11 protein-coding genes are annotated in these 12,692 nt (G+C 56.0%); 3 read left to right on the plus strand and 8 right to left on the minus strand.

Annotation, left to right across the window (positions count from 1 at the left end):
* Positions 1 to 14: 14 nt before the first annotated feature.
* The gene (locus tag FHW16_RS12845) at positions 15 to 791 is read right to left on the minus strand and encodes an ABC transporter ATP-binding protein (protein WP_182549611.1); all 777 of its coding nucleotides are present in this window, start codon (positions 789 to 791) and stop codon (positions 15 to 17) included.
* Positions 792 to 907: 116 nt separating this feature from the next.
* Here FHW16_RS12845 and FHW16_RS12850 point away from each other — a divergent pair, with 116 nt between their 5' ends.
* Entirely contained in the window at positions 908 to 1,573 is a 666-nt protein-coding gene (locus tag FHW16_RS12850) for a response regulator transcription factor (RefSeq protein ID WP_182549612.1), read from the plus strand.
* Positions 1,560 to 2,936: a sensor histidine kinase gene (locus FHW16_RS12855; RefSeq protein ID WP_210278116.1), complete on the plus strand. Its 1,377-nt coding sequence runs from the start codon at positions 1,560 to 1,562 to the stop codon at positions 2,934 to 2,936. Before FHW16_RS12850 ends, FHW16_RS12855 begins: the two co-directional genes overlap by 14 nt.
* Positions 2,937 to 2,949: 13 nt before the next feature.
* On the opposite strand, the gene FHW16_RS12860 is transcribed toward FHW16_RS12855, so the two are convergent.
* The 6 genes from FHW16_RS12860 to FHW16_RS12885 all read right to left on the minus strand — a co-directional run bounded on the left by FHW16_RS12860 (position 2,950) and on the right by FHW16_RS12885 (position 10,760).
* Complete coding sequence (locus FHW16_RS12860; protein WP_182549613.1) at positions 2,950 to 4,218, minus strand: glycerate kinase type-2 family protein; 1,269 nt, start codon at positions 4,216 to 4,218, stop codon at positions 2,950 to 2,952.
* 35 nt (positions 4,219 to 4,253) lie between these two features.
* Positions 4,254 to 5,138 (minus strand): 2-hydroxy-3-oxopropionate reductase, encoded by an 885-nt coding sequence (locus tag FHW16_RS12865; RefSeq protein ID WP_182549614.1) that lies wholly within the window; start codon positions 5,136 to 5,138, stop codon positions 4,254 to 4,256.
* Between the two features lie 4 nt (positions 5,139 to 5,142).
* Positions 5,143 to 5,958, minus strand: a complete 816-nt coding sequence (gene hyi, locus FHW16_RS12870; protein ID WP_182549615.1) for a hydroxypyruvate isomerase — start codon at positions 5,956 to 5,958, stop codon at positions 5,143 to 5,145.
* A 120-nt stretch (positions 5,959 to 6,078) separates the two neighbouring features.
* Complete coding sequence (gcl, locus tag FHW16_RS12875; protein ID WP_182549616.1) at positions 6,079 to 7,860, minus strand: glyoxylate carboligase; 1,782 nt, start codon at positions 7,858 to 7,860, stop codon at positions 6,079 to 6,081.
* Between the two features lie 303 nt (positions 7,861 to 8,163).
* Positions 8,164 to 9,522: a guanine deaminase gene (gene guaD / locus FHW16_RS12880; protein WP_182549617.1), complete on the minus strand. Its 1,359-nt coding sequence runs from the start codon at positions 9,520 to 9,522 to the stop codon at positions 8,164 to 8,166.
* On the minus strand, positions 9,519 to 10,760 hold the full coding sequence (locus FHW16_RS12885; protein ID WP_182549618.1) for a urate hydroxylase PuuD: 1,242 nt from the start codon (positions 10,758 to 10,760) through the stop codon (positions 9,519 to 9,521). The genes guaD and FHW16_RS12885 overlap by 4 nt, the downstream gene beginning before the upstream one ends.
* A 134-nt stretch (positions 10,761 to 10,894) precedes the next feature.
* Between FHW16_RS12885 and FHW16_RS12890 the strand changes: the two genes are divergently transcribed.
* A complete protein-coding gene (locus FHW16_RS12890) occupies positions 10,895 to 11,809 on the plus strand; it encodes a LysR family transcriptional regulator (protein WP_182549619.1) in 915 nt (304 codons plus the stop codon).
* 22 nt (positions 11,810 to 11,831) lie between these two features.
* Here FHW16_RS12890 and xdhC read toward each other — a convergent pair whose 3' ends face one another.
* Positions 11,832 to 12,692: a xanthine dehydrogenase accessory protein XdhC gene (gene xdhC, locus FHW16_RS12895; protein WP_182549620.1), complete on the minus strand. Its 861-nt coding sequence runs from the start codon at positions 12,690 to 12,692 to the stop codon at positions 11,832 to 11,834.

Raw genomic sequence — 12,692 nt, forward strand, 5'->3', positions numbered from 1 at the left:
CGAATTTTCCAATCTCAACTGGCAAACAACATGTCGTTGATGCGGGTTTCAAGCGCCGCTTGCGCACCGGTCCCAAGCTCGCTTGGCGATATGCTGTTCAATTCGGCCTTCACCTGTCCTGGATGGGGTGAAAGGAGCAAAATGCGCGTGCCGATGCGGATTGCCTCTTCGATGGAGTGGGTAACAAACAGAACCGTGAAATGCGTATCATCCCAGAGTTGCAGCAGTTCATCCTGCATTTTGCGGCGCGTCAGCGCATCGAGTGCGGCAAACGGTTCATCCATGAGAAGAACATCCGGCTCCATGGCCATCCCCCGCGCGATGGCCACACGTTGCTTCATGCCGCCAGACAACATGTGAGGATAGCTGTCGATGAATTTCGTCAGGCCAACCTTGTCGATATAGCTACGGGCCCGTTCTCGCGCTTCCGCCGGCTTTGCCCGGCCGCTGGCGGTAAGGGCGAAAACAACGTTCTCGCCAACCGTTTTCCACGGCAGAAGCTGGTCAAACTCCTGAAAGACCATCATCCGGTCCGGCCCAGGTTCGGTAACCTCCTTGCCTTTGAGCTTGATCTGCCCTTCAGTCGGACTGAGATAACCACCGATCGCCTTAAGCAATGTGGACTTTCCGCAGCCTGACGGGCCCAGAAGAACAAAGCGATCGGATTGAAAGACCTGAAAATCGACGCGATGCGTGGCTGTTACCAGCGCATCTTCTGTCTTGTATTGCAATGTGACGCCCTCGACGCTCAATAATGCGCTGCGAGCATCAACGAACTGATGCAAAGTCATACTTCCTCCCAATGCGTCGTCTCTTTTGCGCAACGCAGTAACGTTGACAAAACTCCCGCCCCAACTGTACTTGCGGTAACTGACACATACCTGACTCACGTTTCGGGGGGCACGATTTGCGCATTCTTGTCGTGGAAGACATGCCCGATATCGCCAAGGCGATTGCTCAGCGCTTTGAAAAGATCGGCCATGCAGTTGATTGCGAACCCAATGGCCGTACCGCCAGCGAAGTGCTGCGGGTGCAGGACTACGATCTCGTCATCCTCGACATGATGTTGCCAGGCGCTGATGGTTTTGAGATTCTCAAAGGATTGCGTGGCCGCAAGGACAAGACGCCTGTCCTGGTCCTGACCGCACGATCGGCTGTCGACGACCGGGTCGACGTCCTTGATCTTGGCGCTGACGACTACCTGACCAAGCCGTTCGATTTTCGTGAACTGGAAGCACGCGCCCGCGCGCTTCTGCGCCGGAGCATCGGTATGTCTGACAATGCCCTGCGTTTCGGGGATCTCGTCATTGACCGGGCCGGGCGCACAGCCAGTGTTGCCGATACCCCTCTTGACCTGACCCGGCGTGAATTGATTGTCCTTGAGATTCTTGCGGCACGGCCCAAACGCTTTATCTCCAAGGAAGAACTGGTGGAGCAGCTTTTCAACTTCGATCAGGAACCAAGCGCCAATGCTGTCGAGCAATATGTAACGCGGCTGAGACGCAAGCTCACAGATACTTCAATCGAAATTCGCACCATGCGGGGGCTGGGTTATCAACTTGCAATCAAATGATATCCGCTACTCCCTTCACATCCGGATCATCATATTCATCGCGCTCATTCTCGGCGTGGGTGCAGTCGTCCTTGCTCTTGCCGCCTGGCAATACGCAGGTATCGCCGCACGCGATGCCTATGACAAACTGCTGATCGGCGGGACAATACAGGTTGCGGAAAACGTCTACATGCAAGGCGGAGTTGTAACTCTCGATCCGCCTGCTGCTGCCTTTGCAACGTTGTCGGCTTACGATCTGGTCTTCTATAGGGTAACCGATCCACGCGGGGTCGTTGTAGCCGGGTATGGGGATCTTGCTCCCAAAATATCGTCGGGAAACATCCGCAAAGGCGTTGTACTCACCGACGATATCTATCAGGGGCAACTGGTCCGCATTGCAGCAATCGGCAAGCAAATTGATACCGACACAGGAACCGGCTGGGTGGAAATCGTAGTGGCGCAAACATTGCGAGCACGGGAGGCCCTTGCACGGGATCTCGCCGGCAAGGCTGTCGGAATGATTGCCATCATGAGCCTGTTGGCCTTGATTGCCGGAGCTATCTCGGTTCGTATTGCACTAAAGCCGCTAACCCGTATCGAACGGGAAATCGCAGCACGCAAACCTGACGATCTGCGCGCCATACGCGTTACACCTCCCTATGAAATCCGGGCATTGGTCAGCGTCCTGGACGACTTTATGCGCCGCCTCGCAGACCGCATTGCGTTGATGCAACGCTTTATCGCTGACGCCGCCCATCAGATGCGCACGCCCTTGGCTGAACTCAATGCGCAAGTGGAAATTCTGTCAAACGATGCCGATCCCAAATTGCAAGATCAGATTCAGCGACTTGGTGCCAAAGTTACCGAACTTGGCAATCTGACCAGCCAGTTGCTGGACCATGCGATGGTCATTCATCGCGCTGGTACCGTCAGATTTGACACAATAGATCTTAATGCTCTGGCGAAGGCTACTCTCGCTCAAGCTGTACCCCTATCGTTCGAACGCGAAGTATCCATCGCTTTCGTCCCTAGCGAGAATGATCTGCACATACTGGGCGACGCAATCAGCATTCGCGAAGCGCTGACCAATCTCATCAGCAACGCTCTCAGACATGGGGCCTCAACCCGGCTATCAGTCAGCGTTGGACAGACTGACAGCGAAGCATGGATCAGCGTCTGCGACGATGGCTCCGGTATTCCGCCTACAGAACAGGCCCGGTTGCTTACGCCTTTTGAAGTAGGGCGGGGGCAATCAGCCGGGACAGGACTTGGGCTGACGATAGCAGCAGAAGTCGCCAAAGCTCACGGCGGCGAGCTGTCATTTGTGAATAGCCCAGATGAGTTTTGTGTCCGGTTGACACTATCAACAAGCAAACTCCGATAGCGGAGGCCTGGAATCAAGAAACATAAATCGCGCGAAAATCGTTGACGTTTGTTCCTGTTGGCCCCGGCCGAAAGAGGTCGCCCAGAGCATCAAATGCCGTCCAAGCATCGTTCTCGCCAAGCAAATTTCGAGCATCCGTCCCATGCATTGCCAGTCGCGCAGTGGTGCTGCCATCAGCAAATGCCCCGGCATTGTCTTCTGAACCGTCAATACCATCTGTGTCAGCTGCCAGCGCCCAGATACCTCGGGTCGCAGCAATATCAACAGCAAATGACAAAAGAAACTCCGTATTACGCCCGCCTTTCCCTCTCCCGCGCACCGTGACTGTGGTTTCGCCTCCAGAAAGGATAACCACGGGCGCAGTGAACGGGCGGTTTCTCGTCAGTACTTCCCGGGCAAGTGCCGAATGGACATGCGCCACTTCCCGCGCCTCCCCTTCAATCGCATCGGAAAGAATGACGGCATCAATTCCATTTCGCCGTGCCTCGGCTGCGGCTGCTTCAAGCGATACTGCCGCGGATGCGATAACCCGAACTTCATTTCGGGAAAAACGTGGATCACCGGATTTTGGCGCACGGGCCGCATCCAGACAAAGATGCCGCAACGCTGCAGCCGGTAAAGCGAAATTGTACTGGCGCACAATCTCCAATGCGTCCTCCAGCGATGCGTCGTCAGGCACGGTGGGACCCGAGGCGACCAGAGCCGGATTGTCCCCGGGGATATCGGATATAACCAGTGTCACAACTTTCGCCGGAAAGGCGGCGGCAGCTAATCTTCCACCCTTTATGGTTGAAAGATGTTTGCGCACCGTATTCATTGCGGAGATGGGCGCCCCGGACGCCAGCAGCGCTTTATTGACCTCGATCTCGTCATCAAGGCTCATGCCTTCCGGCGGTGCAGGCAACAAGGCAGAACCGCCACCGGAAATCAGCGCAACGACAAGATCGTCCTTTGTCAGATTGGAAACAGCTTCGAACAGTCTTGTCGTTGCATTGAGACCTGCAGAATCGGGCACCGGATGTGCAGCCTCGATAATCTCGATCCTCTCACACGGCACACCAAAACCGTAACGGGTAACAACCACGCCTTCCAGTGGGCCATCCCACGACTTCTCGAAGGCGCGTGCCATCTGTGCCGAACCTTTCCCGGCACCTACAACGATTGTGCGTCCTTTCGGACGATCCGGCAGGTTCGCTACAATGGTGTGTTCGGCCTGTGCCGCCGAAACTGCAGCATCAAACAGTCCGGTCAGAAACGCTCTGGGGTCGGCTATCACTGTCATTTTGGCAACCGCCCCCATAGTGTCGAATGTCAAGGTTAAGCCACCGCGTGATTGGCGATACGTTCCAGCGCTTTGACGAGCCCAGAATGATCGAGGCCGCTGTCGCCATTTGCCGCGCAGCTGTTGAACAACTCCTGCGTTGACGCTGTGTTGGGCAACGAGACACCAAGTGCCTTGGCGCTCTGCAGTGCCAGGTTCAGATCTTTCTGGTGCAGCGATATCCGGAAACCCGGTTCGAACGTGCGCTTGATCATCCGGTCGCCATGCAGTTCGAGAATGCGCGAGGATGCAAAGCCACCCATCAATGCCTCACGCACCCGGGCAGGATCAGCACCGGCTTTCGACGCCAGAACCAGTGCTTCTGATATTGCCTCGATGGTCAGGGCAACAATGATCTGGTTGGCCACCTTGGTCACCTGACCGTCACCACAATCACCGACAAGCGTGATGTTCTTGCCCATCAGCTTGAACAGCGGCAAGGCCCGGTCGAAGGCGCTTTGTTCGCCGCCGGCCATGATGCTGAGCGTGGCATTCTTGGCGCCGACTTCACCACCGGAGACAGGTGCATCGATATATTCGCTGCCCGTCTCGCGAACTTTCTTGGCGAATTCCTTGGTTTCGACGGGCGAAATCGAGCTCATATCGATGACGAGTTTTCCCGCCTTCAACCCGAAAACCACACCACTCTCGCCAAAAAGCACGTCTTTGACCTCAGGTGTGTCAGGCAGCATCAGGATGATGATATCTGTTTTTTCAGCAAGAGCTTTTGGACTGTCGACAATCTTCAGGCCATTCTCGATGAGTTCGGGGCGCGGCTCAATGAAGAACTTCGACGTATAGACGTCATGCCCGGCGTCTTGCAGATGACGTGCCATGGGGGTTCCCATGATGCCCAATCCGATGAAACCTATATCTGCCATGTGCTTAGCTCCTCATTCTCAAAATGTCGGCAGGCTTTTGTGCTTCTGAAGCTTCCTTAAGCCAGCCCAATCCGCGTTGCGTTTCTGCTTTGGGTTTGTATTCGCACCCGATCCAGCCGTCGTAACCAGCCTGCTCCAGTGCTTCAAACACGAAGGGGTAGTTGATCTCGCCGGTACCGGGTTCATGTCTTCCAGGATTGTCGGCAAGCTGGATGTGGGCAATGCGCTTCTTGTGCCGCTCATAGGTTGCGATGAGTTCGCCGCGCGTGCGCTGCTGATGATAAAGATCGTACTGGATAAACAGGTTGTCGCTGCCAACCTCTTCGATGATCGAGGCAGCCTGTTCGACCGTGTTTAAATAGAAGCCGGGAATGTCGTAATGATTGATCGGTTCGATCAGCAGGCGAATGCCATGCTTGGCCAGTTCAGTCGCCGCAAGCCTGAGGTTGCTCACGAACGTTGTGCGCAGGACATCGTCGGACAGTCCGGCCGGTGCAATGCCCGCCAGACAATTGACCTGATTGCACCCTAGGGCCGCCGCGTAGTCGATCGCCTGGATCACCCCCCTGCGGAACTCGTCAATCCGGTCCGGCAGCACGGCAACACCGCGCTCACCCTTGGCCCAGTCGCCAGCTGGCAGATTGTGCAGCACCTGGGTCAGATCATTGCGGTCGAGTGCGGATCTCAGTTCCTGTTTACCGAAATCATAAGGGAATAGAAATTCAACACCTTCGAACCCCGCTTTCGCGGCGTGATCGAACCGCTCCAGAAATGGAACCTCGTTAAATAGCATTGTCAGATTAGCTGCAAATTTCGGCATACATTCCTCCATCATTGGGGGTCTCGGCTCTGCGTCCGTCAGCATTTACCGGGATGGGCGTATTTGCGGGTGACGGGAGGGTGCGGAAAACTGATCACCCTCTCCAAAACGATGCGCGTTTCAGTTGAAGGCACCAACCGTGGTCGGAGCGTCCTCAACCCGGTCAGCCAATTCCTCGAACTCAACGACCGAATTGATATCCATGCCCATCGCAATATTGGTGACACGCTCGAGAATGACCTCGACAACGACGGGAACCTGATGCTCCTCCATCAGTGCCTTTGCCTGTTCAAACGCTTCCGTGAACTGGTTCGGGCTGCGCACGCGAATGGCCTTGCATCCGAGCCCTTCCGCAACAGCGACGTGATCGACGCCATATCCCTTTTCCGCATCACCCGAAGCGTTGATGTTGTCGAAGGCAAGACTGACTTCGAAATCCATATTGAAGCCGCGCTGGGCCTGACGGATCAATCCGAGATAGGAGTTGTTTACGACGACGTGCAGGTAGGGCAGCTTGTGCTGGGCGCCAACAGCCAGCTCCTCGATCATGAACTGGAAGTCATAGTCGCCGGAGAGCGCAACAATTGTCCGTTCGGGATCGGCAGCACGCACACCGAGAGCCGCGGGAAGTGTCCAGCCGAGGGGCCCGGCCTGACCACAATTGATCCAGTTGCGCGGGCGGTAAACATGCAAGAACTGCGCCCCGGCGATTTGGCTGAGGCCAATTGTGGTTACATAGCACGTATCCCGGCCAAATGCCTTGTTCATCTCCTCGTAGACGCGCTGCGGCTTCAACGGGATCTGGTCGAAATGCGTCTTGCGCAGCATAGTGCGCTTGCGCTCTCGGCATTCCTCCGCCCATTTTGACCAATCACGCAGTTTGCCGGCGGTTTTCCATTCGGTTGCGACATCGAGGAAAAGCTTCAACGCCTTGCCTGCATCGGAAACGATGCCGAAATCCGGTGCGAAGACACGTCCGATCTGCGTTGGCTCGATGTCGACGTGAACGAATGTGCGGCCTTCCGTATAAGTTGCCACGTTACCCGTGTGCCGATTGGCCCAGCGATTGCCGATACCAAGCACAAAATCCGATGCTAGCAATGTTGCATTGCCGTAGCGGTGCGAGGTCTGCAACCCGCACATCCCGGCCATCAGCTTATGGTCATCGGGGATTGTTCCCCAACCCATCAATGTCGGGATAACGGGAACACCGGTGATTTCGGCAAACTCCACCAGCAGGTCGGATGCGTCAGCATTAATGATACCACCGCCCGCCACGATCAACGGCCGCTCAGCTTCATTGAGCATGGCAAGCGCCTTTTCCACCTGCGCGCGAGTGGCTGCGGGCTTGTAAGGTTCCAGTGGCTCATAGGTATCCGGATCAAACTCGATCTCGGCCACCTGCACATCGACAGGCAGATCAATCAGCACCGGCCCCGGACGGCCCGAACGCATAATGTGGAATGCCTTCTGGAAGACATAGGGCACAAGACCGGGTTCCATCACGGTTACAGCCCATTTGGTAACCGGTTTGGCGATAGACGCTATATCGACCGCCTGGAAATCCTCCTTGTCGAGACGTGCACGCGGCGCCTGTCCCGTAATGCAGAGAATGGGAATGGAATCGGCCGAAGCTGAATAGAGACCGGTGATCATGTCTGTTCCAGCTGGCCCTGAAGTTCCGATGCACACCCCGATGTTTCCATGATTGGCGCGGGTATAACCCTCGGCCATGTGCGACGCACCTTCGACGTGACGTGCCAGAATATGACGTACCGAACCACGGGCGCGCAGCGCCGAGTAAAACGGATTAATGGCAGCGCCCGGCACACCGAAAGCGCAATCAATTCCCTCCTTCTCCAGAATAAGAACCGCAGCATCGACAGCACGCATTTTGGTCATGATCGTTCCTCCAAATTCAATGGAACTATACCCCATAAAATATCTTATTCAATAAAAAATGGTAATTTATCTCATTATATGGAAATAAAGATTTTCAATAAAATTGTTAAAATGAATCGAGCCGGCTTCTGCCAATGAAACGGAAATATCGGGGAGGAGGGCGGTATGACTTCACAGTAGACAACAGAAAAAGCAGGCAGGGACGTAGCTCTCTCCTCGGTTCAGGGTGTGACCACTCCCTCAATCCGCTGAACATCAGTCGACAAAAAAGGGAGCCATTGGCCCCCTTTTGAGTGTTGTGTTTCAGGCAATCTGCAGATCGGCCGGAGATCGCGCCGGACCATCCAGGAACGGATGTTTGTCGAGTCCGCTTTTCATAGGCTTGCCCGCCACGTAAACCTCAGCCACGGAACGATCATCGCCCATGGTCTGGAGGACGAACAGCTCCTCAGCCAGAGTTGTTGCCGTACGCATGCGCAATTCCATCGCGGGCTTGGCGCGGCTGTCGAGCACAGTGATATCCGCATCGGCACCCGCATGCAGCGAACCGATCCGGTCTTCAAGGCCAAGCGCGCGCGCATTGCCGAGGGTCATCATGTAGTAGGACGCGAAGGGCGTGAGCCGTTGGCCTTGCACGTGCAGGATCTTGTAGGCTTCGGCCATCGTCTCCAGCATGGAAAAGCTGGTTCCACCGCCGACATCCGTTGCAACAGAAAACCGTGCGCCCAGTTTCTGAAAACGATCGCGATCAAACAGTCCGCTGCCGAGGAAAAGATTGGAAGTCGGACAGAAAACTGCCACGGATCTGGTCTCGGCCAGCACCGAAATTTCCCGGTCGGACAGGAAGATGCAGTGTCCGAGCAGCATCTTTTCTCCCAGCAGATCATAGTCGGCATAGATATCCGTGTAGTCCTTGGCGGCGGGATATAGCGACGTTGCATAGGCAACTTCGTCGCGATTTTCGGAGAGGTGGGTCTGCACATAGCATTCGGGATGCTCGCGCACGAGAACCCGACTCATCTCCATCTGCTCCGGTGTCGAGGTAATGGCAAAGCGCGGGCTGATGGCATAGTGCGCACGGCCCCGGCCATGCCATTTTGCGATCAGCGCCTTGGTCTCATCGTAGCCGGTTTGTGCTGTGTCGCGCAGTCCTTCAGGGGCATTGCGGTCCATCATGACCTTGCCACCAATCATCAGCATGTTGCGTTTTTCTGCCGCCGCAAAATAGGCATCAACGCTTTCCGGGTGTACGGAGCAATAGGCAACTGCCGAGGTCGTGCCGTTGCGCAGCAGCTCGTCCATGAAACGGCCTGCAATGAAATTGGCATGAGCAGAAGAGGAGAATTTCTGCTCTTCTACGAAGATATAGGTGTTGAGCCACTCAAGCAGCTGTGCACCGTAAGACGCAATAGCCTGCGTCTGAGGAAAGTGCAGATGCGTGTCGATGAACCCCGGCAGGATCAGATGCGGCCGATGATCGACGATTTCCGCCTGGGGACCAGCAACACGTGCAAGCGTTGCATACTCACCCACGCGGGCAACTTTGCCGTTTTCAATGAGGACCGCGCCATCTTCAAAATAGGAATAGGCAGCGGTATCATCGATGTTCTTCGGCGCATCGATGAAGGTCAGCACCCGGCCGCGCAGTAGCAGTTGGCTCATTGGATTGTTCCTCCCTTGACTGTGGTTTCATACCATTTGGCCAGCAATTGCCGCTCCTCGTCGGAAATGGCGGTCACATTGGCTGGCGGCATGGCATGCGAACGCCCTGCCTGAAGATAAATCTCGCGGGCATGCGCGGCGATCTGGCTATCGGTCTCAAGCGTGACACCCTTGGGCGGGGCGATAAGGCCTTCCCAGCCCGGCTCCTTCGCATGGCACATGGAGCATCGTCCGAGGACCGTATCGCGCACCTTGGGAAACTCCGCCGAGGCAATGAATGGCTGCTGCACCGCCGATATCTTGTCCGCCGCCGGACTGCCCGAGAGGATCTTCGGGACCGTCGACAGCCACATGATGACGATGAACAGGATTGCGGTGACCAGCCATGTCCATGTCGGGTCGCCCTTGCGGGCATGGCGCGTGTTGAACCAGTGGCGGATGGTTACGCCCATCAGGAAGACCAACGATGCGATGATCCAGTTGTACTGCGTGCCGAATGCAAGTGGATAATGGTTCGACAGCATCAGGAACAGCACCGGCAGCGTCAGGTAATTGTTATGGGTAGAGCGCTGCTTGGCCTGCTTGCCCAGCTTCGGGTCTGGTGTCTTCCCCGCAATCAGGTCCGCAACCACCTTCTTCTGGTTGGGAATAATGATCATGAACACGTTTGCCGACATGATCGTCGCCGTGAAAGCGCCGAGATGCAGGAAGGCGGCACGTCCGGTAAAGAGCTGGGTGTAACCCCATGCCATTCCAACCAGAATGAAATAGAGCAGCACCATCAGCCGCGTATCGTTGCGCCCAAGTGGCGACTTGCAGATGGTGTCATAGACAAGCCAGCCGCCAAAGATAGAGGCCAGCGAGATGGCGATAGCCACCGGCCGGGAGACATCAAGCACATGCGGATCGATCAGATAGAGATCCGCGCCCGCATAATAGACGATGCACAACATGGCGAAGCCCGAGAGCCACGTCGCATAGGATTCCCATTTGAACCATGTGAGATGTTCGGGCATTTGCGCCGGAGCCACCAGATATTTCTGGATGTGATAGAAGCCGCCACCGTGAACCTGCCATTCCTCGCCATGGGCGCCGACCGGAAGGTCTGGACGCTGCCGCAGCCCAAGATCAAGTGCCACGAAATAGAATGACGAACCGATCCACGCGATGCCGGTGATAACGTGCAACCAGCGGACGGCAAAATTCAGCCACTCCCAGGCTATGGCATATTCATACATGCAGCTCTCCCTTTTATGTGAAAGAGTATGTGCCAAAGCCTGAGCCGCAGGAAAACGCCATAAATCGCCCATCTCTTTCAAAAAAAACTATAAAATGCTAAACCGGTGAACGGTGTAAGACAGGGGCGGGAACCATGTCATATTTCGATAATCTTCGTGTTTTCGTTCGCGTCGTCGAACTGGGAAACCTTTCCGCCGCCGGCCGGGACCAGCGGGCGTCCCCGGCTGTCGCCAGCAATCGTATCAAGGAGCTGGAACGCTATCTTGGCGTGCGCCTTTTCAACCGTACCACGCGCAAGCTGACACCGACGGAGCATGGGCGCGTTTTCTATGAAGGCGCGGTCAAGATCATCGAGGCGATCAACGAGGCCGAAGCTGCCATTGCCGACCTATCGCAAAAGCCGAAGGGTGCTATCCGCATCACCGCCCCTCTCGGGATCGGCCGGAGGCTGATCGCTTCGGGTGTACCGGAATTCCACGACAAATATCCGGATATCGAGGTGCGCCTGAGGCTATCCGATCACAACATCGATATCATGAGCGAGGGCGTCGATGTTGCCTTCAAGCTCGGCATTCTTGAGGATTCCAATCTGCGCATGCGCGGCATCATGAATTGTGAACGGGTGATCTGTGCCTCGCCGGATTATCTCGCCAAGCGCGGCATACCAGCCACACCGGACGAACTCATAACCGGGCATCATGATTGTCTGCTTTTGCGCTATCCGGGTTCCAAGGAATATTACTGGACACTGCAAACACCTGATGGTCCGCGCAAACTGGAAGTCAGCGGTCCCTACGATTCCGATGACGGGGATGTGCTGACCCGTTGGGCGCTCGATGGCCGGGGAATCATCAACAAACCGCTTTTCGAGGTCAAAAGCCATATCAATGACGGGACATTGCAGCGGATCCTTGAGAATACACCGCCGGTCAGTATCCAGCTTGCGGCGATCTATCCGCACAAGAGGTTTCAGGATCCGAAGGTGCGGCTCATGATTGATTTCATGACCGAACGCTGCCAGCGCCTGATTGGCGCCATGCTCGAATAAATCCACATTTCGAACGTTGCAATCAAGCGTGCAGGCGCGCTCGCTGCTTCGGCAGGTTTTCCTGCCCGATCCGGTGATTGAGAGCGGAGATCATGATCTCCGCTGCCGCAAGTGCTGCAATGACGGCAGGGCGCTTGTCTTTGACCGAGGTTTCGCCCACCGGACACACGAGCCCGTCAAAGATTTCCGGTCGACCCACTTCACGCTCCAGCCAATTACGGAACGTCGCCTTCTTTGTCTTTGATCCGATCATTCCGACATAGGCGGCATCGCCCCGCGCCAACGCTTCGGCGGTGATCAGAAAATCAAGTGCATGATCGTGGGTGAGAACAACGAAAGCGCTGCCTGCCGGGGCGTCACGCACCACCATTTCCGGCATCGCTGTCAGGCAGGTTTCAATGCCGGGAACCCGTGTGGCGGAAAGCTCGATCTCTCGCGTGTCCACGAGAACAATGCGCAACGGCACCAGAGACAATGCCATGGCCAGCGCATCGCCCACATGGCCGGCACCGAAGATATAGACGTGCGGACGCTGGGCGATTTCCAGATCGACCTTTTCGACAAGCGCCGAACGCAAATGCCTGTCCACCTGTTTGAAACCAAGCGCAACCCGTCCGCCGCAACATTGTCCGATCTCGGGCCCAAGCGGGATAGAGATATCATCGCTAAACGCCCCGTCCTCATTTAACAGTCCGCGCGCATGGTCGATGGCCATGAACTCAAGCTGACCGCCGCCAATGGTTCCGAAAATGCAGTCGACCGCAACCAGCATCCAGGCGCCCGCTTCGCGTGGCGTGGACCCGCTGGCGGATTTTACCTCGACCAGCACCACATTCTTGCGTCTGTTGAGAAAGTCCCTGATATCATCGCGGTTTGAGGGCAT

The sequence above is a fragment of the Phyllobacterium myrsinacearum genome, assembly GCF_014138285.1.
Classification (GTDB): Bacteria; Pseudomonadota; Alphaproteobacteria; order Rhizobiales; family Rhizobiaceae; genus Phyllobacterium; species Phyllobacterium myrsinacearum_A.